The sequence below is a fragment of the Aquamicrobium defluvii genome, from assembly GCF_004363725.1.
In the GTDB taxonomy this organism is placed as follows: domain Bacteria; phylum Pseudomonadota; class Alphaproteobacteria; order Rhizobiales; family Rhizobiaceae; genus Mesorhizobium; species Mesorhizobium defluvii.
Genome location: NZ_SNZF01000004.1, coordinates 55,771 through 82,372, shown reverse-complemented (window position 1 = coordinate 82,372; position 26,602 = coordinate 55,771). Strand labels below are relative to the sequence as shown.

Below are 26,602 nucleotides of genomic sequence, written 5' to 3'. Positions count from 1 at the left end.
GTGCCGACTCTTATCTGTCCCACGACTTTGCGTCCATAACCGTTTTCATTGCGGTTTATGGTATTCCCTATGCGCAAAGGTGGATATGACGGAGCAATCCGGCTTCCGCCGCGATACTCAGGATTGCAATCGAAAGGGCCATTTCATGGTCAGTCTTGGCGGTCTCGCCCGTAAGATCTTCGGCTCATCAAACGATCGGCGCATCAAGGCGGCCAAAGCCCGGGTGGCGGCAATAGCCGCGCTCGAGGATGAACTCAAGGCTCTCTCCGACGAACAGCTCCGGGCACGCACCGACGAGTTCCGCAAGCAGCTTGCCGAAGGTGCCGCGCTCGACGATCTTCTGGTGCCGGCCTTCGCCACCGTTCGCGAAGCCGCCCGCCGCGTTCTGGGCATGCGCCCCTTCGACGTCCAGATGATCGGCGGCATGGTGCTGCACAATGGCGGCATCGCCGAGATGCGCACCGGTGAAGGCAAGACGCTGGTCGCCACCTTGCCGACCTACCTCAACGCCCTTACCGGCAAGGGCGTTCACGTCGTTACGGTCAACGATTACCTCGCCTCGCGCGACGCGAACTGGATGGGCAAGCTCCATCGGTTCCTCGGCCTGACCGTCGGCATCATCGTCCACGGCCTCTCCGACGAGGAACGGCGCGCGGCCTATGCCTGCGACATCACCTATGCCACCAACAACGAGCTTGGTTTCGACTATCTTCGCGACAACATGAAATATGAGCGTGCGCAGATGGTCCAGCGCGGCCACAACTACGCCATCGTCGACGAGGTGGACTCCATCCTCATCGACGAGGCGCGCACGCCGCTCATCATCTCCGGTCCGCTCGAGGACCGCTCGGAGATGTACAACACCGTCGACACCTTCATCATCCAGCTCAAGCCGGAAGACTATGAGGTCGACGAGAAGCAGAAGACCGCCATCTTCACCGAGGAAGGCACCGAGAAGCTGGAAGGCATGCTGCGCGGCGCCGGCCTGCTCAAGGGCGAATCGCTCTACGACGTCGAGAACGTCGCCATGGTCCACCACGTCAACAACGCGCTGAAGGCCCACCGCCTCTTCCAGCGCGACAAGGACTACATCGTGCGCGATGGCGAGATCGTCATCATCGACGAGTTCACCGGCCGCATGATGCCCGGCCGCCGCTATTCCGAGGGCCTGCATCAGGCGCTGGAGGCCAAGGAGCACGTCCAGATCCAGCCGGAGAACCAGACGCTGGCTTCCGTGACGTTCCAGAACTACTTCCGCATGTACGGGAAGCTTTCGGGCATGACCGGCACGGCGCTGACCGAGGCGGAGGAATTCGGCAACATCTACGGGCTGGAAGTCACCGAGATCCCGACCAACCTGCCCGTCCAGCGCATCGACGAGGACGACGAGGTGTATCGCACGGTCGAGGAGAAGTACCGGGCGATCGTCAAGGAGATCAAAGACGCGCGGGCCAAGGGCCAGCCCATCCTGGTCGGGACCACCTCCATCGAGAAATCCGAATATCTGGCCGACCGGCTGAAGAAGGAAGGGCTGAAAGAGTTCGAGGTGCTCAACGCCCGCCACCATGAGCGCGAGGCGGCCATCGTCGCCCAGGCCGGCAAGCCCGGCGCGATCACCATCGCCACCAACATGGCCGGCCGCGGCACCGACATCCAGCTCGGCGGCAATGCCGACATGCGCATCGAGGAAGAACTGGGCGACATGCCCGCCGGTCCCGAGCGCGAGGCGCGCGAGAAGGCCATCCGCGATGACGTGGCCCGGCTGAAGGAGCAGGCGCTGGCCGCCGGCGGCCTCTACGTCCTGGCCACCGAACGCCATGAATCGCGCCGCATCGACAACCAGTTGCGCGGCCGCTCCGGCCGTCAGGGCGACCCCGGCCGCTCCAAGTTCTACCTCTCGCTCCAGGACGACCTGATGCGCATCTTCGGCTCCGAGCGCATGGACGGCATGCTCCAGAAGCTCGGCCTGAAGGAAGACGAGGCCATCATCCATCCGTGGATCAACAAGGCGCTGGAAAAGGCGCAGACCAAGGTCGAGGCCCGCAACTTCGACATCCGCAAGAACCTGCTTAAATATGACGACGTCGCCAACGACCAGCGCAAGGTGGTGTTCGAGCAGCGCCTCGCACTGATGGACGGCGAGGGACTTGGCGAGACCATTGCCGAGATGCGCGCGGGCGTCATCGAGGAGATCGTCAACAAGGCCATTCCCGAAAACGCCTATCCCGAACAATGGGACCTGACCGGCCTCAAGGCCGAGGTCGCCCAGTATCTCAATCTCGACCTGCCGGTCGAGGAATGGGCCCGGGAAGAGGGGATCGCCGAGGAAGACATCCGCCAGCGCATCACCGAAGCCGCCGACGCGGCTGCAAAAGACCGGGCCGAGCGCTTCGGCCCCGACGTGATGAACTATGTCGAGCGCTCCATCGTTCTGCAGACGCTCGACCATCTGTGGCGCGAGCACATCGTCAATCTCGACCATCTGCGCTCGGTGATCGGATTCCGCGGCTACGCCCAGCGCGATCCCCTGCAGGAATACAAGGGCGAGGCCTTCGAGCTGTTCCAGGCCATGCTCGGCAATCTGCGTCAGGCCGTCACGGCGCAGCTTATGCGGGTCGAACTGGTCAGACAGGCCGCCGATGCTCCTCCCCCGCAGGCGCCCGAGGCGCATGGGCAGCACATCGACGCCACCACCGGCGAGGACGATTTCGGTGATTCGGCTGTGCTGATGCGGACGGAGACGACCGCTGCGGTTGCCCCCGAGGATCGCGATCCAGCCGACCCCGCGACGTGGGGCAAGGTCAGCCGCAACGAGGCATGCCCCTGCGGGTCCGGAAAGAAGTACAAGCACTGCCACGGCGCTTTTGCCTGACAGGCACAGTTCCTTTCCACCGGCCGAACCCCGTTATCCTGAAGCGCGCATGAAAATGCGCGCTTTCGTTTATTTCGGCGGCTGTCCGTCCGTCGTGAAGCTGCCGGTAAAGCCGATGCCCTCAGGCAGGCTGCCTTCGCATGAAACCGTCATCGCGCCCCTGAACGGATTTCCGAATGCGCAAGTCCCCGATACACCGGACACGTCCGGCTGGTCGGGCGTGTCCTTGCGCGTCATGATCAACCTGTCCAGATTGACGACATCGGTATCGGGGGTTGGATTGTCGCCATCCATGCCCGTGAACGTAACGATCCTGCCGTCATTCAGAACGAAATAAAAGCCCACCCGGCCGTCGGGATAGGCGACGCTCAACAGTTTCCCGGAGCAGGCATCCGTAAGATCGAGGGAGCCAATGACAAGTCTGTTGCAACTGCCCTCCAGCGCGGACATGTCGGCATCGCCGATCTTCGTCTGCGCCGGGACCGGCGCTGTCGGCCACATCCAGAGACCCGCCGCGACCAGCGGCAACCATCTGCATCGAATAGCCACGCCCCCTCCCCCCCAAAAGGCAGGCGAATATCCGGAGAGAATGACGCCTCAGCGCGTCGGCACCGGATGCTCGCCGCGGTAATCGTAGAAGCCGCGTCCGGTCTTGCGGCCCAACCAGCCGGCCTCGACATATTTCACCAGCAGCGGACACGGACGATACTTCGAGTCCGACAGGCCGTCATGCAGCACCTGCATGATCGACAGGCAGGTGTCGAGACCGATGAAGTCGGCAAGCTGCAGCGGGCCCATCGGATGGTTCGCGCCGAGCCGCATCGCCGTATCGATGGCTTCCACCGAACCCACGCCTTCATAGAGGGTGTAGATGGCCTCGTTGATCATCGGCAGCAGGATGCGGTTGACGATGAATGCCGGGAAATCCTCCGACACCGTGATCGTCTTGTCGAGCTGGTTCACATAGGCCTTGGCCGCCTCGAAAGTCTGGTCCGCGGTGGCGATACCGCGCACCAGTTCCACCAGCTTCATGACCGGAACCGGATTCATGAAATGAATGCCGATGAAGCGCTCCGGGCGGTCGGTCTGCGCAGCCAGCCGGGTGATGGAGATCGAGGATGTGTTGGTGGCGAGGATCGCCGTCGGGTTCAATTGCGGGCAAAGCTCGGCATAGATCTTGCGCTTGACCGCCTCGTCCTCGGTCGCAGCCTCGATGACGAGGTCGGCAGCGGCGAGATCGGACATGGAGTGGGCCGCGGAGATACGCGGGAGCGCATCCTTGCGCACCTGCTCGTCGAGCTTGCCCGACGACACCTGCCGGGCCATGTTGCCGCTGATCGTGGCCAGCCCCTTCTCTATGCGGTCCGACGAGATGTCGTAAACCAGCACATCGAAGCCCGACAAGGCGGAGACATGGGCGATGCCGCCACCCATCTGTCCCGCTCCGACGATGCCGACCGTTCCGATCTTGCTCATTCCTGACCCCGTCTGACTGAAATTTGTGCAGCGCAAACTAAAAGGACGGGGCGACTTCGTCTACCCCGTCCTTCACAGTTTAATACGCTCTGCGTGTTGCGGTCAAAGCGCCTTTTCGAGTTCCGGCAGGATGGTGAAGAGATCGCCGACGATGCCGTAGTCCGCCACCTGGAAGATGGGGGCTTCCTCGTCCTTGTTGATGGCGACGATCACCTTGGAGTCCTTCATGCCGGCCAGATGCTGGATGGCGCCGGAGATGCCGCAGGCGATGTAGAGGTCGGGCGCAACCACCTTGCCGGTCTGGCCGACCTGCCAGTCGTTGGGGGCATAGCCGGCGTCCACGGCAGCGCGGGAAGCGCCAACGGCCGCACCCAGCTTGTCGGCCAGCGGCAGGATCACCTCCTGGAACTTCTCGGCCGAGCCAAGCGCGCGGCCGCCCGAGATGATGATCTTCGCGGAGGTCAGTTCCGGACGGTCGCTCTCCGACAGCTTGTTCTCCACGAAGGAGGACACGCCCGGATTGGCGGCAGCGGAAACGTTCTCGACCGTGGCCGAGCCGCCTTCGGGCGCAGCCTGGAAGGAGGCGGTGCGCACGGTGATGACCTTCTTCGGCTCCGTCGACTGCACGGTCTGGATGGCGTTGCCGGCATAGATAGGACGCTTGAAGGTGTCGGGCGACACAACCTCGATGATCTCCGAGACCTGCGCGACATCGAGCAGGGCGGCAACGCGCGGGGCGACGTTCTTGCCCGACGAGGTCGCCGGCGCGACGATGGTGTCGTAGTTGCCTGCCAGAGAGACGATCAGCGCCGCGAACGGCTCGGCCAGGCGCTCGGCCAGTTCGTCGGCCTCGGCCAGAAGCACCTTGCGCACGCCCTTGAGCTTTGCAGCGGCGTCGGCAGCGGCTTTCGCGCCCTTGCCGGCGACCAGAACGTCGACGTCGGGGCCGATCTGGAGAGCGGCGGAGAGCGCCTTGGCCGTCTGGTCCGACAGCGAAGCGTTGTCATGTTCGGCGATAAGAAGAATTGCCATTGTGTTATCCCTTTTCCGCTTCGCTTACAGTACGCCGGCTTCGTTCTTCAGCTTGTCCACCAGCTCGGCGACGGATCCTACCTTGACGCCCGCCTTGCGGCCGCCCGGCTCTTCGGTCTTGACAACCTTCAGGCGGGGAGCGACGTCAGCGCCGAAATCGGCCGGGCTCTTCTCGTCCAGCGGCTTCTTCTTGGCCTTCATGATGTTGGGCAGCGAAGCATAGCGCGGCTCGTTGAGGCGAAGGTCCGTGGTCACGATTGCCGGCAGCTTCAGTTCCACCGTCTGCAACCCGCCGTCGACTTCGCGCGTCACCCTGGCCTTGTCGCCGTCGAGCTCGACCTTCGAGGCGAAGGTGCCCTGTGCCCAGCCCAGAAGGGCAGCCAGCATCTGGCCGGTCTGGTTCGAATCGTCGTCGATCGCCTGCTTGCCCATGACGACGAGACCGGGCTGCTCGGCCTCGACCACGCCCTTGAGCACCTTGGCCACGCCAAGCGGCTCGACCGTCTCGTCCACCTTCACCAGAATGGCGCGGTCTGCACCCATGGCCAGCGCCGTGCGCAACGTTTCCTGCGCCTGCTGCGGGCCGATGGAGATGACGACGATCTCTGTCACCTTGCCGGCTTCCTTCAGGCGGATCGCCTCCTCGACCGCGATCTCGTCGAACGGGTTCATCGCCATCTTCACATTGGCAAGCTCAACACCGCTGCCGTCCGCCTTCACGCGAACCTTCACATTCGCATCCACAACCCGCTTGACGGGGACGAGAACTTTCATGTTGCACTCACCTCTCGAGATTTCATTGGGGGCGCAATAACAGCGCTTTCCCTGTCAAAATTGTCCAAAGCCGACATACCAGCGCCAATCTACCGCTATTCGGCGACCTGTAGTGGCGGCAGGGCTTCCGCAGGCGAGCCGAACCGTAGTTTGGGCCTCCAGACCCGTCAATATGTGCAGTGCAAACAAAATCGGTTGAAATGCCGCAGCTCTACTGTCTTCCCCAGCGTGAAGCCGGTTTGCTTTCGGCAACCTCCACATTGCCGGCCGTTGCGGACGTCGCGTCTTCGGCGACTGCCTCGGGTGAAGCGAGCAGCGGCACGTCACGGCGCTTGAAAACGACGACCATCGCCGCACCCGCGAGCACGCCCCCGACATGGCAGGCCCATGAGATCTGATCCTCGGACATGCCGAGGAACATCACGAACTGCAAGGCAACCCACGCCGCCAGTGCCCACCAGGCAGGCACGCGCACGGGTATGCGCGCAAGGGCGAGTATCCAGACCTTGTTGCGCGGATAAAGCAGGAGATAGGCCGCCACGACACCGGCCACGGCGCCCGAGGCTCCGATCAGCGGCGCCTGCGATTCCGGCGCCACCAGCCCGTGCAAGAGCGCGCCGCCTGCGGCGCTCAGCAGATAGAAGGCAAGAAAACGCAGATGCCCCATGGCATCCTCGACATTGTCGCCGAACACCCACAGGAACAGCATGTTGCCGCCCAGGTGCAGGATATCGAGATGCAGGAACGAGTAGGTGAGGTAACTCCAGCGCTCCGGCATCACGACGAACTGCGGCGCCAGTTCGGCATAATGATGGACCACGGAAGGGATGAAGCCGAAACCGAGCATGGCGGCGTTGGAAAAATCCTCGCCGCCCAGCGTGGTCGTACAATAGACGAGGATGTTGAGCGCGATCAGCCCGATCGTCACGCAGGGAAACCTGATGTGGCGCAGACGGTTGGTGTCATGCAGCGGAATGAACATGGGGCTCCTGCAACCGCGGCTTCACAGACTGTTTCGAAACCCCCTCCGGCAAGCCATGCCGCGATGGTTTCGGAAACCGCAGAGCAGCCGGCTGTCGGTCGGTGCGCAGCGGAAGCGCGTAAAACGCCATCGGACTGCCGCTACGACAGAGTCGACGAACGGTCTCTCAGCGGTTCTTGCCCGGAACCCATAGCACATCGGCGTTTCCGTTGTCATTGACCGCCCTTGCGGCCACGAACAGCAGGTCCGACACGCGGTTGATGTAGCGGATGCCTTCCGGGTTGACATGCTCGCCCTCGACCTGCGCCAGCGCCACCATCTCGCGCTCTGCGCGGCGCGCGACCGTGCGGGCCAGATGCAGCGCGGCGGCAGCCGGCGTGCCGCCGTTCAGCACGAAGGAGCGCAGAGGCTGGAGATCCCTGTTCAGGAGATCGATGTCACGCTCCACACGCTCGACCTGCGAGGCGACGATGCGCAATGGCTCGTAGTCGAGCTTCCTGCCGGTGTCGGGTGTCGACAGGTCGGCCCCGAGATCGAACAGGTCGTTCTGGATGCGGCCGAGCATGGCGTCGATTTCGGGACTGGAAGCGGCGGTGTGCACGCGCGCCATGCCGATGCAGGCGTTTGCCTCGTCGACGGCGCCGTAAGCCTCCACCCGCTGGTCGCATTTGAGCCGCCGCTCGCCGCTGCCGAGACCGGTGGTGCCTTTGTCTCCGGTGCGGGTGTAAATCTTGTTCAGCCTGACCATGCCATGCTCCGGGGAATGCTACCTGCCCGCGAAATAGACTGCGAGCAGCAGGAAAACCAGCGCCACGAACTGAAGGATGATGCGCGCCTGCATCAGCTTGTTGGACGTATTGCCCGAACCGCCGCGCATCATGTTGATGAGGCCGCGGATAAGGACCACGACCACAGCGAACATGAAGATGACGGCGATGATGTTGAAGACGGTTGTCATGGAAAAATGTCCGGTTTCTGTGTCGGGCAGTATCGGTCAGGCCGCTTTCGAGAGGATTCGATAGAGCATGCCGGCAGGCAGCAGGCGTTTCATCAGCATACCCAGCCTGGCAGGCATGGTTACCACATAGTGCGGGCGGGGGCTCCGCGACACAAGCGCATGTCGGAGCGCCTTGTAGACCACCTGCGGATCTGACCGCGCCCTCTCGCCGTCGTCCCGGACCTGCGCAAGCTGCGCCCGGTAATCGTCACGGTAATGCGAATTGCCGTAGTCGACATGTTTCAGGAACCAGGTCATGCCGTTCCTGTGAATGCCGGAGGTCACGGGACCGGGCTCGATCAGCGAGACATGGATGCCGCTGCCCTCCAGTTCCATGCGCAACGCCAGCATCAGCCCTTCCACCGCATGCTTCGACGCGCAATAGGCGCCGCGCAGGCGCGCCGGCATCAGGCCGAGTATGGAAGAACAATGGACCAGCCGGCCATGCCCCTGCGCCCGCATCGCGGGCAGGACACGGCGGGTGAGGTCGTGCCAGCCGAAGACATTGGCCTCGAACTGCTCGCGCAGCGCATCGACCGGCAGATCCTCGACCGCGCCGGCCTGCGCATGGGCGCCGTTGTTGTAGAGCGCGTCCAGCCGCCCGCCGGTGCGCTCCATCACGGCGGACACAAGCGCCGCGATCGATTCCGGTTCGCGATAATCGAGATAGAATGCCTCGAAGCCTTCATGTTGCAACGCCTCGATGTCCTGCCGTTTGCGCGCCGTGGCGAACACCCGCCAGCCGTCTGCCTTCAGCGCGCGCGCGCAATGGGCCCCGATGCCGGACGATGCCCCCGTGACGATGATGGTGGGTAAGTCTGCTGCGTGACCGGCCATTCGTCCCCGGGGCTTGTCTTTCGGGGCCAACCCTTCCCATATTCGCGGCTTCGATTCAATCGCGGGACATACCATTGCTACGCAGGATCGCAGCCGTCAAACGTGTCCTCTACGACGCGCTCGGGCATTTCAACAATGACGACGGCTGGGCCATGGCCAGTCACCTGGCCATCTCCGCGCTGATGGCGCTGTTCCCGTTCCTGATCTTCGCCACGACGCTGGCCTCATTTCTCGGCGCGCAGGCCTTTGCGGATACGGCGGTGCATCTGGTCTTCGACACATGGCCGGAGCAGATTGCCGAACCGATCGCGCGCGAGGTGCTGAACGTACTCACCGTGCAGCGCACGGACCTTCTCACCTATGGCGTGGTTCTGGCCGCGTTCTTCGCCTCCAACGGCATCGAGGCGCTGCGCACCTCGCTCAACCGGGCCTATCGCGTTCTGGAAAACCGGGGCATCATCTACCGCCGGGTTCAGAGCCTCGTCTTCGTGCTGATCGGATCGGCCGTCTTCCTCGCCATCAGCGTGCTTCTGGTTTTCGCGCCGCTGCTGGCGCGGCTGGCCGAGGCGCGGTTCGAATGGATCGCTCCCTACATGGGCACGATCACCTTCTGGCGCTACACGGTCGCCGCCGCGGTGATCATCGGCGGGCTGATCGCCGTGCATGTCTGGCTACCCGCGGGGCGGCGCACCTTCGTGTCCATCCTGCCCGGCATCGCCTTCACGCTGGTCGCATGGTTTGTCGGATCGATCGTGTTCGCCACCTATATCGACAATTTCTCGTCCTATGCCTCGACCTATGCCGGCCTTGCTTCCATCATGATCGCCGTGGTGTTCCTCTACATCCTTTCGGCGATCTTCATCCTCGGCGGCGAACTGAATGCCGCCATCAGCCGCTATCTGGAGGCGCGCGCCCGGGTCGTGGGCTGAGTTCGCGGCGAGCGGGCCGTGGCCAGCCCGACGCCGAGCATGGTGACGGCCATGCCTGCGATCTGCACGGGCGTCAGGCTCTCATCGAACAGCACCCACGCCATCAACGCGGTCACGGCCGGCACCAGATAGAACAGCGAGCCGACCTTCGACATCTCGCCGTCGCGGATGAGGATCATCAGCAGGAAGATCGCGCCGACAGACAGCACCAGAACCAGCCAGGCCATGGCGAAGACCAGTTCCCCGTTGAGCACGACCGTGCGCGTCTCGAACAGCAGCGAAGCCAGCACGGCCACAGCCGCTCCACCGACATATTGCCAGAAGGTTCCGGTCACCAGATCGCCGCCCGAGCCGTGCCGCTTCTGCCAGATCGTGCCGGCGCTGATGGCGATGACCGACAGCACCGATGCGCCGAGCGTCGCGGCGGTGATGCCGCTGCCTGCCACCCCGAGCTTCGGCCACAACACGATGACGACGCCAGCCAGACCGATGCCGAGCCCCAGCCAGTGGCGCGGCTCGATCTTCTCGCCAAGGAACTGTCCTGCCAGAACCGCCGTGATGAGCGGCTGGAGCCCGACCACCAGCGCGGACAGGCCCGCGGGCATGCCCTTGTGGATCGCCCAGAACACGCCGCCCAGATAAACGCCATGCATCAGCGCCCCGGCTCCGGCGACATGAAGGGCCGTGCGGCCCGGCAGCCTGCGCGCGCCCAGAGCCGCGATCAGCAGGGCGAAAACGATCGCCGCGATGACGAAACGCGCACCGAGAAAGGCAAATGGCTCCGCCCACGGCATGGCATAGCGCGCGCCGATGAAACCGGTCGCCCACAACACGACGAACAGCGGGGGAATGAGACGCTTCATCGCAAACCCTTCAGCCGGTCGATACCGGCAGCATTTTTCCACCGCTTAGCGGTGCAAGCCGTGTCAGGCAAAGGAAAACCGGTAGGCCATCGGCCCCACATCGCCGTGCGTCCGTTCGGACGCACGGCGATGTGGGTTATTGACAGAGCATGGGAGCCACCGAAAACCGGATCCCACTTTTCGGTCCGATGCCCTACAGGCCCACCAACTGTCTGACGTCGTCAGGCGTCTTCCCGCCGGCGCGCAGCGCTGCAAGCCCGGTGTGCCGCAGGCTCTTCGACAGCTTGCGCCCTTCGGCATCGACGATCAGGCGGTGATGCCGGTAGCGCGGCGGCGGCAGGCCGAGGAGTTCCTGCAAAAGCCGCTGGATTGCCGTGGCATGGTAAAGGTCCCTGCCCCGCACCACGTGGGTCACTCCCTGCAAGGCGTCGTCAAGCACCACCGAAAGGTGATAGCTGGTCGGGATTTCGCGCCGGGCAAGAATGACATCGCCCCATGCTTGCGCATCGGCCTCGACATTGCCGATCCGGGCGAGGCTGTCATCCTCATATTCCCGCCATGAGAGGGGCCCGGCGATCCGCGCCATTGCCGCTGCCGCGTCCAGCCGCCATGCGAAAGGCTGGCCAGCCTCCATTCGCTGCCGCCTTTCCTTGACGCTGAGTTCCCTTTCGGGACCGGGATAAAGCGGCGCGCCATCCGGATCGCGCGGCCAGTTGCGGCCGCCATCGGGCCGGGCGGCAATGTGGGCCCTGATCTCGCCCCGGCTCATGAAGGCCGGATAGACGAGTTCCTCGCGGATGAGGTGCGCCAACGCCTGTTCGTACTCGCCGAAATGATCGGACTGACGCCGTACGGGCTCCTCCCATTCAACGCCCAGCCAGCGCAGGTCCTCATAGATGCCGGCCTCATATTCGGGCGTGCAGCGGGTGACGTCGATGTCCTCGATGCGCAGAAGCAGTCGTCCGTCACGGGCCCGAGCCAGATCGCTGTTGAGCAATGCCGAGAAGGCATGGCCCAGATGCAGTTCGCCATTGGGGCTCGGCGCGAAACGGAATGTCGATCCTGTCATCCGGTGGCAATCGGATTGTTGTGCTCTTGCGGCGATTGCTACTCCGGGACATCAACGCACACAAGCTCTCCCCGGAAGGCACGGGCATCATATGCAACGCATCGAAACGACCGAACATATCGCGCTGGGCCTCGACGCGCTGTGCCATCTGGATCGCCGGCTTGAGGTGGTTCGGGCAAAGGCAGGCGACGTTCCGCTGCGGCTGTCCGAGCCCGGCTTCCGCAGCCTCGCCTCGGTCCTCGTGTCCCAGCAGGTATCGCGCGCCAGCGCCGACGCCATATTCGGCCGGCTGACCACGCTGCTCGATCCCCTGACGCCGCAGGCGGTTCTGGATGCCGGCGAGGACGTCTTCCGCACGGCCGGCCTGTCGCGCCCCAAGCAGCGCGGGCTGCTGGCGGCGGCACAGGCCGTGGCGGACGGGCTCGACCTCGACGGGCTCTGCCTGCTTGATGCAGGCGAGGCGCACCGGCTCCTCACCGCCATTGCCGGCATCGGCACATGGACGGCGGACTGCTATCTGCTGTTCGCCGCCGGCCATCCCGACATCTTCCCCGCCCGCGATGTCGCCTTGCAGACCGCTGTCGGCCATGCCCTGGCCATCGACCCGCGCCCGGGCGAAAAGGAGCTTCTCAGGCTGGCCGAATCATGGCGCCCGTGGCGGGGCGTCGCGGCGCGCCTGTTCTGGGCCTACTATCGCGAGTTGCGGGGCCGCGAGGCCGCTCCGCCAGCCTGAGAGTGCAAAAAAGCGCTTCAAACACGCATGTTTGGGAGGGTTGGATGCGCATAATCCGCTTCACATGACTGTCATGGGAGGCGTACACTATCCGCGACATCCAGAGCAGAGACAGGGCAGAGGAGGTTGGACAGGTGACGGTCGCCGTATCTCCGGATGGGCTTCCCGCACTGGTGCTGAACGCGGATTATCGTCCGCTCAGCTACTATCCCCTGTCGCTGTGGTCGTGGCAGGACGCCATCAAGGCGGTGTTCCTCGACCGCGTCAACATCGTCGCCGAATATGAGCAGGCCATTTCGTCGCCCAGCTTCTCGATGAAGCTTCCGAGCGTGGTCTGCCTCAAGACCTATGTGAAGCCATCGCGCTATCCGGCATTCACCCGCTTCAACGTGTTCCTGCGCGATCGTTTCCGCTGCCAGTACTGCAACACGACCGAGGATCTCACTTTCGACCACGTCATCCCACGTCGTTGTGGCGGCACGACGACGTGGGAGAACATAGTCGCCGCCTGTTCCCCCTGCAATCTGCGCAAAGGGGGCATGCTGCCGTCACAGGCCAGAATGTGGCCTCGGCAGAAGCCCTACCGCCCCACCGTCCAGGACCTTCATAACAACGGCCGGCTCTTCCCGCCCAACCATCTGCACGAAAGCTGGATGGACTTCCTCTACTGGGATGTCGAACTGGAGCCGTAGAGCATTTTGCAGCCAAATGGAAACGTTTGGCGTCGCATAAATGCATTAGAAACAAACAGATAGATCATTTCATCGATTCCGTGAAGCGATGAAATGATCTAGCGTCGGCCCGGATCGTCAAAGCGAAGGATCGGCGCTCAGCACTCTTCGCCAAACCGGTTGGAGATCAGCTCGGCCAGCGCGTCGAGCGCGGCCGCAGCTTCCGGCCCCCTCGCGATCACCCGCACCGAACAGCCGGGACTTGCCGCCAGCATCATCAGGCCCATGATCGACGTGCCACCGACGCGCATGCCGTCCTTCTCGACGGATATCTCGGCATCGAAGGCGCTGACCATCCGCACGAACTTGGCCGAAGCCCGGGCATGCAGGCCACGCTGGTTGACGATTTTGACGTCGCGCGCCAGTTCTTCCATATTGTCCAGCCCGGCGCTCATTTGCTGGCCAGAAGCTGGCTGGCGACATTGATGTACTTGCGCCCGGCGGCCTGAGCCTCCTCCAGCGCCGCATCCATGTCGTCGTTCTTGCGCACGCTCGACAGCTTTATCAGCATCGGCAGGTTCATGCCGGCAATCACCTCGGTGCGGCCGGCCTCCATGACCGAAATGGCGAGGTTGGAAGGTGTGCCGCCAAACATGTCGGTCAGCACGATCACACCGGTTCCGGTGTCCACATCGGCCACCGCCTCGACGATATCGCGGCGGCGCTGCTCCATGTCGTCATCGGCACCTATCGACACCGTAGCGACATGGTCCTGAGGACCGACCACATGTTCCAGTGCGTAGCGGAACTCTTCGGCCAGTCGACCGTGCGTGACGAGCACGAGTCCGATCATCGTTGGATGGCTCCCGTCATGGCCCCTTCACAAGCGCTCATTATACTCGCCACCCCCGGCGGCATGGGTGCGCTATCTTGTCGAGACGCAGCGCGTTGACAAGCCCTAAAGTGCGCCTTGACGGGCCATTTTGCCGCAGCGCAGCATTAAACCGCCTGGAAAGGCGGCATTCCAAGCCAGCATATAAGCATTTGTGCAGCGGAAATCACGTTTCGGGCAGGCAGGTCGATCACCGGCAAGGTACAGCCGGCGATCACCTCGGCGGCCTCTTCCTGCACCCGCGCCAGTTCGTCCCCGGGCACAAGCCGCACGACGAGGTCGACCACGGCCGCTGCTTCCACCCCGATCGGGCACGGACCAAGGCCCCGCACCTCGACCAGACCGGCGATCGCCGGCGGCGCCTGGCAAACCAGCCGCCCGGCCATGCCTTTCACGAAAAGCTGATCGTCGGCCACCAGCCGCGCGAAGCGCCCATGACTGCCGAAACGCCCGATCAGTTCCAGTGCCAGCGTGCTTTTGCCCGAACCCGACGGGCCGGTTATGAGGATGCCGCGGTCGCCCAGCACAACAGCGGTGCCGTGAACATTGACCGGCGCGGACGTGCCCGATGCGCTCACAGCTCGACCGGCAGGGTGATGGTGAAGCGCGCGCCCCTTACCTCGCCCGGCTTGGTGCCCGGAACGTTCTCGGCCGTGAGCGTGCCGCCATGCGCCTCGATGATCTGCCGGCTGATCGACAGGCCGAGGCCGGAGTTCTGGCCGAACGCCTCGCTGGACGGACGATCCGTGTAGAAGCGCTCGAAGATGCGCTCGAACGCGTCGGCGCGGATGCCTGGCCCGTTGTCGTCTATGGTGATGATATGGGAATCGCCCGACCGTTCGAGCGAGATGGCGATGACGCCATGCTCGTCCGGCACGAAGGACCGCGCATTCTCGATCAGGTTGGTGATGACCTGTCCCAGCCGCAATTCATGGCCGGTGACACGATAGCCCTTCGCGCCCTGCGGCAGGGCTGCGACGTGGAGCTGTATATCGACCGGCTTCTTGTGCCGCGACGCCTCTCGTGAAACGGCGACGAGGTCGGTGAGGAAGTTCTTCAGGTCCACGCTGCCCGCGTCCTCGCGGGCGAGTTCGGCATCGAGGCGCGAGGCGTCGGAAATGTCGGTGATCAGCCGGTCGAGGCGGCGCACATCGTGCTGGATCACCTCCAGCAGCCGCTCGCGCGATGCCTCGCTCTTCGCTAGCGGCAACGTCTCTACCGCGCTGCGCAGCGAGGTGAGAGGGTTCTTCAGCTCGTGGCTGACATCGGCTGCGAAGCTTTCGATGGCGTCGATGCGCGCATAAAGCGCGTTGGTCATGTCGCGCAGGGCCACGGACAGATTGCCGATCTCGTCCTGACGGTCGGAGAAGTCCGGGATTTCCTCGCGATTCTTGACCCCGCGGCGCACGCGCACGGCCGCCGCCGCCAGCCGGCGCAGCGGATTGGCGATGGTGGAGGCCAGAAGCAGCGACATCAGCGCGGTCACCATGGCCGCGATGGCGAACACACGCAGGATCGCCTTGCGCTCGGCCGCCACGATCTTGTCGATGTCGCCTTCCGTGGACAGCATCAGCACGCCGAGCACGGCGCGGAAGCGCTGGATCGGAACTGCGACAGAAACCACCTGCTCGCCCTTCTCGGAAATGCGCACGATGGTCGAGGGGCTTCCGGTCAGCGCCTTCATCACTTCGGGATAGGCCGCGCCGTTGCCGCCCGGCTGCTCGTGGTAAACCGGCAGGTCGCGGTTGCGGAACAGATCGAAGACAAACTTCTCCGCCCGCTCCAGAAAGTTCGGCTCGTCTTCGTCCACCGGCGGCAGATCGTAGCGCAGGATCTGGCCGCGCGAATAAAGCCGCCGCGAATCGAGCAGCAGCACCGTGTCGCGGTCATAGACGCGGGCGCGAACCTTGGTGGGCGAGATCAGCCGCCGCAGCAGCGGCGCGACGCGCTCGGGGTTGATGGGGAAATCGAGGTTGTCGAGCTGATCGGAACCGGGCGCGAGGCTCTCCCCCGCCTGAAGTTCCAGCAGCTTCTCGGGATCGATGCTGATCGAATCGGTTTCGATCGTGGCCGAAGAGGCGATGGCGCCGGCGATGATCTCGCCCTGCGTCATCAGGCTTTCGACCCGCGCGTCGATCAGGCCGTCGCGGAAAGTGTTGAGATAGAGGATGCCCGTCACCATCACCGCGAGGCCCGCGAGATTGACGAACAGGATGCGGCGCGTGAGGCTGGAAAAGAAATGATGGCCGAGGAAGCGGCGAATCGGCACCGTCACCCGCGACAGAACCGAAAGACGACGGGCCGGACGCCTTGCGGTGCCGGCCGTCTTCCTCAGTTGTGCTTCCATGGCCATGGCCCTGCGGCCCCCGTTGCGGTGCTACGCTTCCTTGAAGCGGTAGCCGACACCGTACAGCGTTTCGATCATGTCGAAATCGTCGTCCACCGCCTTGAACTTCTTGCGCAGCCGCTTGATGTGGCTGTCGATGGTGCGGTCGTCCACATAGACCTGCTCATCATAGGCCGAATCCATCAGCGCGTCACGGCTCTTGACGACACCCGGCCGCTGCGCCAGCGAGTGCAGGATGAGGAACTCGGTCACGGTCAGCGTCACCGGCTGCCCCTTCCAGGTGCAGGTGTGGCGCTCCTGGTCCATGACGAGCTGGCCGCGCTCCAGCGAGCGGGTCTGCTGGTTGGGAGACTTCGCAGCGGTTTCGCGCGCACCGGCGCGGCGCAGCACGGCCTTGACGCGCTCGACCAGCAGCCGCTGCGAGAACGGCTTGCGGATGAAATCGTCGGCGCCCATCTTGAGGCCGAACAATTCATCGATCTCGTCGTCCTTGGAAGTCAGGAAGATCACCGGCAGATCGGTCTTCTGGCGCAGCCGGCGCAGAAGCTCCATGCCGTCCATGCGCGGCATCTTGATATCCAGAATGGCGAGGTTCGGCGGACGGGCGGCCAGCCCCTCCAGCGCCGACGCGCCGTCCGTGTAGGTCTCGACCCGGTAGCCCTCGGATTCCAGGGCTATCGAGACCGAGGTCAGGATGTTGCGGTCGTCGTCGACAAGCGCGATCGTTGCCATTTCGAGCGGCTCCCTCATGGGCGGTTGTCCCTTCCTAAAGCAGAAGGGCTTGTGCCGGACAAATTAGGTACAAAATGTGGCGCATCCATTCAACCGCGCCATGCCGCCATATCCGCTTGCAGCCGGCAAAAATCCGGCACGAGCGGTCCGCACCCTGGCGCACCGTCACGGTTTTACACACATCTAAACGATTTAAACAACTTTCAAAATTTTTAAATCGATTAATTATTTGATATTATTCGGATTTTCTGTTTCTGACCGGAAAAGGCCTCGGTGGTGGTGGCCTTGCGCTCATCGCATCTGCGGACATTGAAAGGACTTCCATGTCGGAAATCGGCAAACGCAACCCTGCACTCGGGCTCGATGCGCTCGGCCTTCGCACCTCCGGCAAGGTATATTACAATCTCGGGCCGGCGGAGCTTTACGAGGAAGCGCTGCGCCGTGGCGAAGCCCGCCTCACCGCCCATGGCGCGCTGGTTGCCGATACCGGCCAGTACACGGGCCGTTCGCCGAAGGACAAGTTCGTCGTCCGGGACGGGAACACCGAGGCCCATGTCTGGTGGGACAACAACAACGCCATGACCCCGGCGCAGTTCGATGCGCTTTATGCCGATTTCCTGAAGCACGCCGCCGGCAGGGACCTGTTCGTGCAGGACCTGATCGGCGGTGCGGACCGCTCGCTTTGCCTGCCCACCCGCGTCGTCACCGAGTTCGCATGGCATTCGCTGTTCATCCGCAACCTTCTGATCCGTCTTGCCGACGAGGAGATTGCCGGTTTCGCTCCGGAAATGACCATCATCGACCTGCCGTCCTTCCGTGCGGACAACGCCCGCCACGGCGGCCGCAGCGAGACGCTGATCGCCGTCGACCTCACCCGCAAGATCGTGCTGATCGGCGGCACGCAATATGCCGGCGAGATGAAGAAGTCGGTGTTCACCGCTCTTAACTACATCCTGCCCGCCAAGGGCGTCATGCCGATGCATTGCTCGGCCAATGAAGGACCGGATGGCGACGCCGCCGTGTTCTTCGGCCTCTCCGGCACCGGCAAGACCACGCTTTCGGCCGACCCGAAGCGCACGCTTATCGGCGACGACGAGCATGGCTGGGGCCCGGACGGCATCTTCAACTTCGAGGGCGGCTGCTACGCAAAGACCATCCGTCTTTCCGCCGAGGCGGAACCCGAAATCTTCGCCACCACCCGCCGCTTCGGCACGGTGCTTGAAAACGTCGTGCTCGATGACAAGCGCGTGCCGGACTTCAACGACGGATCGCGCACCGAGAACACGCGCTGCGCCTATCCGCTGGATTTCATTCCGAACGCCAGCGCCACCGGCCGCGCCAGCCACCCGAAGAACATCATCATGCTGACGGCAGATGCCTTCGGCGTGATGCCGCCGATCGCGAAACTCACGCCGGCGCAGGCCATGTACCACTTCCTGTCGGGCTACACCGCCAAGGTGGCCGGCACCGAGCGCGGGGTGACCGAGCCCGAAGCGACCTTCTCCACCTGTTTCGGCGCGCCTTTCATGCCGCGCCACCCGTCGGAATACGGCAACCTGCTGCGTGAGCTGATCGCAGGGCACGGCGTCGATTGCTGGCTCGTCAACACCGGCTGGACCGGAGGCGCCTACGGCGTCGGCAGCCGCATGCCGATCAAGGCCACCCGCGCCCTGCTGACGGCAGCCCTCGACGGCTCGCTCAAGCAGGTCGAGTTCCGCACCGACCCGAACTTCGGTTTCGAGGTGCCGGTTTCGGTGCCGGGCGTCGAACAGTCGATCCTCGATCCTCGCTCGACCTGGGCCGACAAGGAAGGCTACGACCGGCAGGCCGCGAAGCTGGTCGGTATGTTCATCGACAATTTCGGCAAGTTCGAGAGCCATGTCGACGCAACCGTCAGGAGCGCGGCTCCACGGGTGCAGGAAGCCGCCGAGTAAGGGCGGACGGATGAGAAAAGCGGAAGGGCCCGGTTTCGATCGGGCCTTTTCTTTTTGATCGGCAGGCCGCATGAGTGCGCCCATGGCATTCGAGGACAACATCGTCATCGGCAGGGAAGCCGTCATTTATCCCGACGAGCTGGAAGAGGCATTCATCCGCGCTTCCGGCCCGGGCGGCCAGAACGTCAACAAGGTGGCCACCGCCGTTCAGTTGCGTTTCGACGCCGCCAATGCGCGCGGCCTTTCCGAGCGTGTGCGCGAGCGCACCCTGAAGCTCGCCGGACAGCGCGCCACCAAGGACGGTGTCATCGTGATCGAAGCCGCGCGCTTTCGCACGCAGGAGCAGAACCGCGCCGACGCCCGACAGCGGCTGGCGGCACTTGTCGCCAGAGCGGCCGAACCGCCACCCCCGCCGCGCAAGAAGACGAAACCCACCAAGGGGTCGGTGGAACGCCGGCTGAAGGCCAAGGCAGGCCGATCGGTGGTGAAAAAAATGCGGGGCAGGGTCGACAGCGATTGAAAATTCCCGCGCGTCTTCCATTTTTCTCAATTAGCTGCGAAGACAACGATGGTTAATAAAAGGAGACCCCGATGGGCATTTTCGACTTCGTGAAGAATGTCGGCGCCAAGCTTGGCTTCGGTGACGACGAGACCCCCGATGCGGACGCACTGAAGAAGGAACTCGACTCCCACAAGCTCGGCACCGATGACGTCAAGATCGAGATCCAGGGCGACACCGCGGTGCTCAAGGGTCAGGTCGCGGACCAGTCTGCGCTGGAAAAGGCGATCATCGCGGTCGGCAATACGCTGGGTGTCTCCAAGGTGCAGGCCGACGAACTGACGGTTGCGACGCCGGACGCGACGGTCAGGGAAGCCGTATTCTATACGGTCAAGAAGGGCGACAATCTCTCCAAGATCGCCGAAGCCCATTACGGCAAGGGCAAGGCTTCGAAATACACCGTCATCTTCGAGGCCAACAAGCCGATGCTGACGCACCCGGACAAGATCTACCCCGGCCAGGTGCTGCGCATTCCCGATCTCGAAGGCTGAGACCGGAAAACACTCTGAGGGAACGGCGGCTTTCGGGTCGCCGTTCTGCTTTTCAGTGGTTCATAACCGAAGGCCATGGACAGACCGATGCCCACCCTGCCGGAAGGCGTGCGCCATTTTCCGCTCTACCTGTCACCGCAACGGCAGGCCGCACTGGTCGACGAGATCAGGCAGATTGTGCAGGAAGCCCCGCTCTTCGTTCCGGCCATGCCCCGCACGGGCAAGGAAATGAGCGTACGCATGACCAATTGCGGCGAGCTTGGCTGGGTCACGGACAGGGAGCGCGGCTACCGCTACCAGCCCACCCATCCGGTAACCGGCGTGCCATGGCCGCCGATTCCCGAAACCCTGCTTGGCATCTGGCGCGACGTTTCCGGTCACGAAAAGCCGCCGCAGGCCTGCCTTGTCAATTTCTACGATGAAAAGGCCCGCATGGGCCTGCATCAGGACCGCGATGAGACCGACTTTTCCGCCCCTGTGGTGTCCGTCTCGCTGGGCGACGACTGCCGCTTCCGCGTGGGCACTGCCAAGCGGGGCGGAGCGACCGCTTCGGTCAGGCTGGCCAGCGGCGACGTTCTGGTACTGGGCGGACAAAGCCGCCTTGCCTATCATGGCGTCGATCGCATCTACTCGCAGACCTCGCCGCTTCTGAAGAACGGCGGCCGCATCAACCTGACCCTGCGCCGCGTGACCGCCTGAGCGATCCGTCTAGATCATTTCCGCCTTTCTTCGAAGCGTAGAATTTCTCTAACCTTTTGTTTTTGCGCAATTCCGAACGCAAAACCGCTTCGCACTTTTGCTGGAATTGCTCTAAAGCTTGCGAAGCGCCACTTCCTCGATCAGATGATCGGCCCCCTTGCGCAGGATGAGATCGGCGCGCGGCCGTGTCGGCAGGATGTTCTCACGCAGGTTCTTCAGGTTGATGTTCATCCACAACCCTTCGGCTATCGCCTGCGCCGCCCCTTCCGATAGCTGCGAGTAGCGGTGGAAGAAGGAATCCGGATTGCGGAAGGCAGTGTCGCGCAGCCGCATGAAGCGGGCGATGTACCAGTCGTGGATCAGTTTCTCGTCGGCATCGATGTAGATCGAGAAATCGAAGAAATCCGACAGGAACGGCACGATCTTCCCATCCTTCGGCAGATTGCCGGGTTGCAGGACGTTGATGCCCTCGAAAATGAGAATATCCGGTCGGTCGATGGTCGTGTAGGCGCCGGGAACGACGTCATATGTCAGATGCGAATAGAGTGGCGCCTGCACGTCCTGCTGGCCGGATTTGATCTGCGCGAGGAAACGAAGCAGGGCGCCGACATCGTAGCTTTCGGGAAAACCCTTTCGTTCCATCAGGTTCTCGCGCCGCAGCACCTCATTGGGCAGCAGAAACCCGTCGGTGGTCACCAGATCGACCTTCGGGCTGGAAGGCCAGCGCGCCAGAAGGTCCTTCAGCACGCGCGCCGTCGTCGATTTTCCAACGGCGACCGAACCTGCGATGCCGATGATGAAGGGCGTCTTTGTGGTGGTCTTGCCGTTGAAGAACACGCGCCGCTGCGCGGCCAGAAGCTGGCTCGCCTCGACATGGGCTGAAAGCAGCCGGGACATCGAAAGATAAATGCGGCGGACCTCATCGAGGTCGACCGGATCGTTCAGCGAACGCAGCCGGCTGATTTCATCCTCGGTAAGGGTCAGCGGCGTATCGGCCCTGAATTTCGACCATTCTTGCGCCGAAAAGAACAGGTATGGAGAATATTGTGCGGTCGGCGCAAGCTGATCCATCGCGTCTCCTGCCCTTGACTTCGGGCCTCAGCCCGGCTGGGTCCGGGATGCCTTTTCGGCGACGCCGGACTGCCCGGTCCGTCGTTCGAGTTCGGCAAGAACCTCGTCGAGGGAAACGTCAGCGATCCCCAGCACGACGAGCAGATGATAGAGCAGATCGGCACTTTCCGAAACGACACCCGCGCGGTCTTTCGAGACTGCGGCGATCACCGTTTCCACCGCTTCCTCGCCCAGCTTCTGGGCTGCCTTGTCCATGCCTTTGGCGAACAGCCGGGCCGTCCAGGAATCGGGATCGCCCGAGCGCGCCCGCTCGCGGATCGTTGCTTCCAGGTCGGAGAGCGTGAAACTGGCCATGGCGCCGTTTAATTCCGAACCGGGTCGGAGTCGAGTCGAACATCGATACCGGCCGCCGCCATATGCGCCTTTGCCTCGGCGATGGAATAGGTGCCGAAGTGGAAGATCGAGGCGGCGAGCACTGCCGTCGCATGGCCGTCGCGAATGCCCTCGACCATGTGATCGAGATTGCCGACGCCACCGGAAGCGATGACCGGCGCGCGCACCGCATCCGCCACGGCGCGCGTCAGGGCAATGTCGTATCCGGCCTTGGTGCCGTCGCGGTCCATGGAGGTGAGCAGGATTTCGCCGGCGCCGAGGCCCACCACCTTCCGTGCGAACTCGATTGCGTCCATTCCCGTGTTCTCGCGTCCGCCATGGGTAAATATCTCCCAGCGATCGGCCTCGCCCGCACCGCTCACCTTCTTGGCGTCGATGGCCACGACGATGCACTGGTTGCCGAACTTGTCGGCGGCTTCGGCGACGAACTCCGGATTTTTCACAGCCGCTGTGTTGATCGACACCTTGTCGGCGCCTGCCAGAAGAAGCTTGCGGATATCGGCCACCTGCCGCACGCCGCCGCCCACTGTCAGCGGCATGAAGCACTGTTCGGCCGTGCGCGCCACCACGTCGAAAATGGTTTCGCGGTTGTCGGACGAAGCGGTGATGTCGAGGAAGCAAAGCTCGTCCGCCCCGGCGGCGTCATAGGCGCGCGCGGCCTCCACCGGATCGCCGGCATCGACCAGATCGACGAAATTGACGCCTTTCACGACACGGCCGTCCTTCACGTCCAGACAGGGGATGACGCGGGCCTTGAGGGTCATGCAAAAATTCCTTGTCCGTCAGATGCGCTCGAGCGCCGCGAGCAGATCGGTCAGCAGATGCCCGGCCACCGGGGGCACATCCCCTTGCGGGTCGAAAGCCGGATCGTAGGCGGAAAGCGTCACGCCTGTAACCGGCATGGAACGCGCGATGGCGCACACGATCCGTCCCAGTTCGTCCGGGCCTGGTCCACCGGGCGTCGTGTAGCGGTTGACCTGCAACAGGTCGGGATCGATCACGTCGAGATCTATGTGGAGATGCGTGCGCACCGCCCCCATCCCCTGTAGCTTGCCTGCCTGCTCGGCCGCATTCGCACAACTGGCGCGCAGCACCGGCAGCGTGTCGAGCAGCTTGCGCTCGTCCTCGTCAAGGTCGCGCGCATCGACCAGCAGGCAGCGTGCAGGATCGATGGTCTTGAAACCGGGAACCGTATGCGCGATCGGCTTCCAGCACAGGCCGAGCACGGTCGCCAGAGCCATGCCGTCGAGAAAACCGTGGGCAGATGTTTCCGGCGTGTTGATGTCGCCATGCTGGTCGAACCAGATGACGGAATCGGCCCGCTCGCCCGCCACCGCACCAATCGTGGTCAGGCAGTTGCCCGCCAGCACGACCGGAAAGCGGCCATCCTCCAGCGCGGCGTCCACCATTGCCGAGACCGCACGGCAAACGGCAAATCCGGTGGCGATCTCGCGCGGCTGGTCGCCGCCAACCTTGCCGATGTCCTCGACGCTGACATCGTGCCCTGCCAGCGTCAGCGCCTCGATCAGCCCGCCGGTGACGAGCGCGTCCGGCCCCTGCCCGAAACCGGACTGATAGTGCCCGCTGTCATAGGGCGCGAGGATGACGGAAAGCTTCATTGCGAGGTCCGCTCCGCCCGCGCCTTGCGCAATATGGAAAGCGCTTCGGCCGGGTCGATGCGCCCGTCATAGAGCGCGCGACCGGAAATCGCCCCTTCCAGCCTTGCCGCATCGGGCATGGTAATGCGCACGATATCGGCGATGGAAGCGAGCCCGCCTGAAGCGATCACCGGGATCGACACCGCCTCGGCCAGATCGATGGTCGAATTCCAGTTGATGCCGGCCAGAACGCCGTCGCGGTCGATATCGGTGTAGATAATGGCCGCCACGCCAGCGCCCTCGAACTTCTTCGCCAGCTCGACGACCCCGAGTTCGGAAGCCTCCGCCCAGCCCTCGACAGCCACCTTGCCGCCGCGCGCATCGATGCCGACCGCGATCCTGCCGGGGAACGCCTTGCAGGCTTCCCTCACAAGCTCAGGGTCGCGTACCGCCACGGTGCCGAGAATGACGCGGGCGAGCCCCTTGTCCAGCCAGCTTTCGATATGCGCCATGCTGCGGATGCCGCCGCCGAGTTGCACCGGGTTCTTCGTCGCCTTCAGGATCGCCTCGACGGCCGTGCCGTTGACGCTCTGTCCCTCGAAAGCGCCGTTGAGGTCGACGACATGCAGCCACTCGAAACCCTGCTCCTCGAAGGCGCGCGCCTGCGCGGCCGGATCGTCGCTGTAGACGGTGGCCTGCTCCATGTCGCCCAGCTTCAGCCGCACGCACTGGCCATCCTTGAGGTCGATGGCGGGGAAAAGGATCATGGCTTCCACCTCAGGAAATTGGCGATGAGAGCAAGGCCCAGCGTCTGGCTCTTTTCAGGGTGGAACTGGGTTCCAACGAGATTGTCGCGCGCCACGGTGGCCGTCACCGGCCCGCCATAGTCGGTTACGGCGATGACCTGTTCCGGCTTCTGCGCCTCCAGATGATAGGAGTGGACGAAATAGGCGTGCAGCCCTTTCGGCCCGGTCGGGATTCCGGCGAAAACCGGATGATCGCGCGTCACCTCAAGCGTGTTCCAGCCGATCTGCGGAATCTTGAGGGCCGCATCGGAGGGCATGATCTCCTTCACGTCGCCGGCGATCCAGCCGAAGCCCTGCGTGACGGTCTTCTCCAGGCCGCGTTCGGACATCAGCTGCATGCCGACGCAGATGCCGAGGAAAGGGCGGCCTTTGTCGATGGCCGCTTCCTCCACTGCCTCCCACATGCCGTCAACGGCGCGCAGGCCGGCCGCGCAATCGGCATAGGCGCCGACGCCCGGCAGCACGATGCGGTCGGCGTCGCGCACCCGTTCCGCATCCGCCGTCAGCTCGATGTCCGCCGCTATGCCGGCTTCCCGCGCGGCGCGCTCGAAGGCTTTTGTCGCCGAGCGCAGATTGCCCGACCCGTAATCGATGATGGCGACGCGCATGTCAGTTTCTGCCGTATGGAATGAGGCCAAGCGAAGGCGCCGGCCGTGCCGGACGTTGCCCTGCCGTTTCTGCGGGGACGATGGCGACAGCCGGTTCCGGCCTGTCGGGTTCGGCGCCAGCCTCAAGCGCATAGCGCATATAGGCTTCATCGGCATTGCCGCCCTCGACCACGCCCCATTGGCGGTAACCGCGACGGCGGAGCGCCGCAATGCGCATCGCCTGCCCTTCCAGCCCGACATAGATGGAAACGAGCAGTCCCAACAGGGATCCCGCAGCGCCCATTCCGGCCACCTCACCCAGGCCGGAGAAAGCGCCCATGAGAAGAATGGCGATGATGCCTTCCGCCCAGAGCCGGTGCCATAACAGCCACAGCGGCGGCACGAGAAAGGCCGGCCACGAAAAACCGTCGCGAACAAGCACGGCCTGATCGGTTCTGTTCTGCGGGCTGCCTGCGGCAGGCAGCATCACGACATGGCTGGCCATCGCTACCCCTTCAGCGATCCCTTGGTCGAGGGAATGGCGTCCGGCTGCCGTGGATCAGGCTCCGTCGCAGCGCGCAACGCCCGCGCCACCGCCTTGAAGCAGGTCTCGGCGATATGGTGGTTGTTGGCGCCGTAACGGTTGTTCACATGCAGCGTGATGCCCGCATGCTGCGACAGCGCCTGGAAGAATTCGCGTACCAGCTCGGTATCGAAGGTACCGATCCTGGGGGCCGAAAATCCGACGTTCCAGACGAGGAACGGCCTTCCGGACACATCGATCGCAGCGCTGGTCAGCGTCTCGTCCATGGCCAGATCGATCGAGGCATAGCGCATGATGCCGCGCCGCTCGCCCAGCGCCTTTGCCAGTGCCTGTCCGATGACGATACCCGTATCCTCCACCGTGTGGTGGTCGTCGATATGCAGGTCGCCCTTGGCGCGCACCGTCATGTCGATCAGCGAATGGCGCGAGAGCTGGTCCAGCATATGGTCGAAGAAACCGACACCGGTCGAGATGTCGGATTTGCCGGTGCCGTCGACATTGAGCGAAACCGTGATCTCGGTTTCCTTCGTCTTGCGGCTGACCTCGGCGGAACGTTCGACCATGGAACCTCTTCCCTTTTCCTCAAGGGCAAACTGGAAAACGCTTGCCTTCTAGCAGCATGAGGGAGCGATTGCCAGTTGCCAAAGCGGCGTTTGCAATCGTGTGGCGGCGACATAAATAAGCAGGCGAAACATCTCGTCATGCACCGTTCGC

31 protein-coding genes are annotated in these 26,602 nt (G+C 63.6%); 8 read left to right on the top strand and 23 right to left on the bottom strand.

Annotation, left to right across the window (positions count from 1 at the left end; translation table 11 throughout):
• Window positions 1-145: 145 nt before the first annotated feature.
• Window positions 146-2,872 carry a preprotein translocase subunit SecA gene (gene secA, locus DES43_RS04380; protein WP_035027223.1) on the top strand — a complete coding sequence of 909 codons (2,727 nt, stop codon included), beginning with the start codon at window positions 146-148 and terminating at the stop codon, window positions 2,870-2,872.
• Between the two features lie 69 nt (window positions 2,873-2,941).
• Here secA and DES43_RS04375 read toward each other — a convergent pair whose 3' ends face one another.
• The 8 genes from DES43_RS04375 to DES43_RS04340 all read right to left on the bottom strand — a co-directional run bounded on the left by DES43_RS04375 (window position 2,942) and on the right by DES43_RS04340 (window position 8,970).
• A complete protein-coding gene (locus tag DES43_RS04375; RefSeq protein WP_133674826.1) occupies window positions 2,942-3,421 on the bottom strand; it encodes a hypothetical protein in 480 nt (159 codons plus the stop codon).
• Between the two features lie 48 nt (window positions 3,422-3,469).
• On the bottom strand, window positions 3,470-4,348 hold the full coding sequence (locus DES43_RS04370) for a 3-hydroxybutyryl-CoA dehydrogenase (RefSeq protein WP_035027131.1): 879 nt from the start codon (window positions 4,346-4,348) through the stop codon (window positions 3,470-3,472).
• Between the two features lie 102 nt (window positions 4,349-4,450).
• Window positions 4,451-5,380 (bottom strand): electron transfer flavoprotein subunit alpha/FixB family protein, encoded by a 930-nt coding sequence (locus DES43_RS04365; protein WP_035027132.1) that lies wholly within the window; start codon window positions 5,378-5,380, stop codon window positions 4,451-4,453.
• A 24-nt stretch (window positions 5,381-5,404) separates the two neighbouring features.
• A complete protein-coding gene (locus tag DES43_RS04360; RefSeq protein ID WP_035027133.1) occupies window positions 5,405-6,154 on the bottom strand; it encodes an electron transfer flavoprotein subunit beta/FixA family protein in 750 nt (249 codons plus the stop codon).
• A gap of 211 nt (window positions 6,155-6,365) precedes the next feature.
• Complete coding sequence (locus tag DES43_RS04355; protein ID WP_035027134.1) at window positions 6,366-7,136, bottom strand: rhomboid family intramembrane serine protease; 771 nt, start codon at window positions 7,134-7,136, stop codon at window positions 6,366-6,368.
• Between the two features lie 166 nt (window positions 7,137-7,302).
• Window positions 7,303-7,884, bottom strand: coding sequence for a cob(I)yrinic acid a,c-diamide adenosyltransferase (locus DES43_RS04350; RefSeq protein ID WP_035027135.1), 582 nt, complete (start codon window positions 7,882-7,884; stop codon window positions 7,303-7,305).
• 18 nt (window positions 7,885-7,902) lie between these two features.
• Window positions 7,903-8,094 (bottom strand): twin transmembrane helix small protein, encoded by a 192-nt coding sequence (locus DES43_RS04345; protein WP_035027136.1) that lies wholly within the window; start codon window positions 8,092-8,094, stop codon window positions 7,903-7,905.
• A 36-nt stretch (window positions 8,095-8,130) separates the two neighbouring features.
• Window positions 8,131-8,970: an SDR family oxidoreductase gene (locus tag DES43_RS04340; RefSeq protein WP_035027137.1), complete on the bottom strand. Its 840-nt coding sequence runs from the start codon at window positions 8,968-8,970 to the stop codon at window positions 8,131-8,133.
• Between the two features lie 74 nt (window positions 8,971-9,044).
• Here DES43_RS04340 and DES43_RS04335 point away from each other — a divergent pair, with 74 nt between their 5' ends.
• On the top strand, window positions 9,045-9,899 hold the full coding sequence (locus DES43_RS04335; protein ID WP_035027138.1) for a YihY/virulence factor BrkB family protein: 855 nt from the start codon (window positions 9,045-9,047) through the stop codon (window positions 9,897-9,899).
• Here DES43_RS04335 and DES43_RS04330 read toward each other — a convergent pair.
• Both DES43_RS04330 and gluQRS read right to left on the bottom strand, forming a co-directional pair.
• Window positions 9,866-10,762: a DMT family transporter gene (locus tag DES43_RS04330; RefSeq protein WP_035027139.1), complete on the bottom strand. Its 897-nt coding sequence runs from the start codon at window positions 10,760-10,762 to the stop codon at window positions 9,866-9,868. The genes DES43_RS04335 and DES43_RS04330 overlap by 34 nt on opposite strands.
• A 193-nt stretch (window positions 10,763-10,955) precedes the next feature.
• Window positions 10,956-11,831: a tRNA glutamyl-Q(34) synthetase GluQRS gene (gene gluQRS / locus DES43_RS04325; protein WP_035027140.1), complete on the bottom strand. Its 876-nt coding sequence runs from the start codon at window positions 11,829-11,831 to the stop codon at window positions 10,956-10,958.
• A gap of 91 nt (window positions 11,832-11,922) precedes the next feature.
• Between gluQRS and DES43_RS04320 the strand changes: the two genes are divergently transcribed.
• Window positions 11,923-12,564, top strand: a complete 642-nt coding sequence (locus tag DES43_RS04320) for a DNA-3-methyladenine glycosylase family protein (protein ID WP_035027141.1) — start codon at window positions 11,923-11,925, stop codon at window positions 12,562-12,564.
• Between the two features lie 134 nt (window positions 12,565-12,698).
• Window positions 12,699-13,256, top strand: a complete 558-nt coding sequence (locus DES43_RS04315) for an HNH endonuclease (protein WP_035027142.1) — start codon at window positions 12,699-12,701, stop codon at window positions 13,254-13,256.
• Window positions 13,257-13,393: 137 nt separating this feature from the next.
• Here the strand turns inward: DES43_RS04315 and DES43_RS04310 are convergent, their stop codons facing one another.
• The 5 genes from DES43_RS04310 to DES43_RS04290 form a co-directional block, all read right to left on the bottom strand.
• The gene (locus DES43_RS04310; protein ID WP_035027143.1) at window positions 13,394-13,690 is read right to left on the bottom strand and encodes an HPr family phosphocarrier protein; all 297 of its coding nucleotides are present in this window, start codon (window positions 13,688-13,690) and stop codon (window positions 13,394-13,396) included.
• Window positions 13,687-14,088, bottom strand: coding sequence for a PTS sugar transporter subunit IIA (locus DES43_RS04305; RefSeq protein ID WP_035027144.1), 402 nt, complete (start codon window positions 14,086-14,088; stop codon window positions 13,687-13,689). Before DES43_RS04305 ends, DES43_RS04310 begins: the two co-directional genes overlap by 4 nt.
• Window positions 14,089-14,234: 146 nt before the next feature.
• A complete protein-coding gene (locus DES43_RS04300) occupies window positions 14,235-14,705 on the bottom strand; it encodes an HPr kinase/phosphorylase (RefSeq protein WP_035027145.1) in 471 nt (156 codons plus the stop codon).
• A complete protein-coding gene (locus tag DES43_RS04295; protein WP_035027146.1) occupies window positions 14,702-16,480 on the bottom strand; it encodes a sensor histidine kinase in 1,779 nt (592 codons plus the stop codon). The genes DES43_RS04300 and DES43_RS04295 overlap by 4 nt, the downstream gene beginning before the upstream one ends.
• Window positions 16,481-16,504: 24 nt before the next feature.
• On the bottom strand, window positions 16,505-17,206 hold the full coding sequence (locus DES43_RS04290; protein ID WP_035027225.1) for a response regulator transcription factor: 702 nt from the start codon (window positions 17,204-17,206) through the stop codon (window positions 16,505-16,507).
• 323 nt (window positions 17,207-17,529) lie between these two features.
• Between DES43_RS04290 and DES43_RS04285 the strand changes: the two genes are divergently transcribed.
• The 4 genes from DES43_RS04285 (at window position 17,530) to DES43_RS04270 (ending at window position 20,889) form a co-directional block, all read left to right on the top strand.
• Entirely contained in the window at window positions 17,530-19,140 is a 1,611-nt protein-coding gene (locus tag DES43_RS04285; protein WP_035027147.1) for a phosphoenolpyruvate carboxykinase, read from the top strand.
• 82 nt (window positions 19,141-19,222) lie between these two features.
• Window positions 19,223-19,660: an alternative ribosome rescue aminoacyl-tRNA hydrolase ArfB gene (arfB, locus tag DES43_RS04280; protein WP_035027148.1), complete on the top strand. Its 438-nt coding sequence runs from the start codon at window positions 19,223-19,225 to the stop codon at window positions 19,658-19,660.
• Between the two features lie 71 nt (window positions 19,661-19,731).
• Window positions 19,732-20,190: a peptidoglycan-binding protein LysM gene (lysM, locus tag DES43_RS04275; protein ID WP_035027149.1), complete on the top strand. Its 459-nt coding sequence runs from the start codon at window positions 19,732-19,734 to the stop codon at window positions 20,188-20,190.
• 87 nt (window positions 20,191-20,277) lie between these two features.
• Complete coding sequence (locus DES43_RS04270) at window positions 20,278-20,889, top strand: alpha-ketoglutarate-dependent dioxygenase AlkB family protein (RefSeq protein ID WP_035027150.1); 612 nt, start codon at window positions 20,278-20,280, stop codon at window positions 20,887-20,889.
• A gap of 111 nt (window positions 20,890-21,000) precedes the next feature.
• Here the strand turns inward: DES43_RS04270 and coaA are convergent, their stop codons facing one another.
• From coaA to hisB, 8 genes are read right to left on the bottom strand one after another with little or no spacing between them, the layout of a single operon-like run.
• The gene (coaA, locus tag DES43_RS04265) at window positions 21,001-21,960 is read right to left on the bottom strand and encodes a type I pantothenate kinase (RefSeq protein ID WP_035027151.1); all 960 of its coding nucleotides are present in this window, start codon (window positions 21,958-21,960) and stop codon (window positions 21,001-21,003) included.
• A 27-nt stretch (window positions 21,961-21,987) separates the two neighbouring features.
• Entirely contained in the window at window positions 21,988-22,314 is a 327-nt protein-coding gene (locus DES43_RS04260; RefSeq protein WP_035027152.1) for a phosphoribosyl-ATP diphosphatase, read from the bottom strand.
• An 8-nt stretch (window positions 22,315-22,322) separates the two neighbouring features.
• Complete coding sequence (gene hisF / locus DES43_RS04255; RefSeq protein WP_035027153.1) at window positions 22,323-23,117, bottom strand: imidazole glycerol phosphate synthase subunit HisF; 795 nt, start codon at window positions 23,115-23,117, stop codon at window positions 22,323-22,325.
• 18 nt (window positions 23,118-23,135) lie between these two features.
• The gene (locus DES43_RS04250; protein ID WP_035027154.1) at window positions 23,136-23,972 is read right to left on the bottom strand and encodes an arginase family protein; all 837 of its coding nucleotides are present in this window, start codon (window positions 23,970-23,972) and stop codon (window positions 23,136-23,138) included.
• The gene (gene hisA, locus DES43_RS04245) at window positions 23,969-24,718 is read right to left on the bottom strand and encodes a 1-(5-phosphoribosyl)-5-[(5-phosphoribosylamino)methylideneamino]imidazole-4-carboxamide isomerase (protein WP_035027155.1); all 750 of its coding nucleotides are present in this window, start codon (window positions 24,716-24,718) and stop codon (window positions 23,969-23,971) included. The genes DES43_RS04250 and hisA overlap by 4 nt, the downstream gene beginning before the upstream one ends.
• Complete coding sequence (hisH, locus tag DES43_RS04240) at window positions 24,715-25,365, bottom strand: imidazole glycerol phosphate synthase subunit HisH (RefSeq protein WP_035027156.1); 651 nt, start codon at window positions 25,363-25,365, stop codon at window positions 24,715-24,717. The genes hisA and hisH overlap by 4 nt, the downstream gene beginning before the upstream one ends.
• A gap of 1 nt (window position 25,366) precedes the next feature.
• Window positions 25,367-25,849 (bottom strand): DUF2628 domain-containing protein, encoded by a 483-nt coding sequence (locus DES43_RS04235; protein ID WP_035027157.1) that lies wholly within the window; start codon window positions 25,847-25,849, stop codon window positions 25,367-25,369.
• A 2-nt stretch (window positions 25,850-25,851) separates the two neighbouring features.
• The gene (hisB, locus tag DES43_RS04230; RefSeq protein WP_035027158.1) at window positions 25,852-26,451 is read right to left on the bottom strand and encodes an imidazoleglycerol-phosphate dehydratase HisB; all 600 of its coding nucleotides are present in this window, start codon (window positions 26,449-26,451) and stop codon (window positions 25,852-25,854) included.
• Window positions 26,452-26,602: the final 151 nt, after the last annotated feature.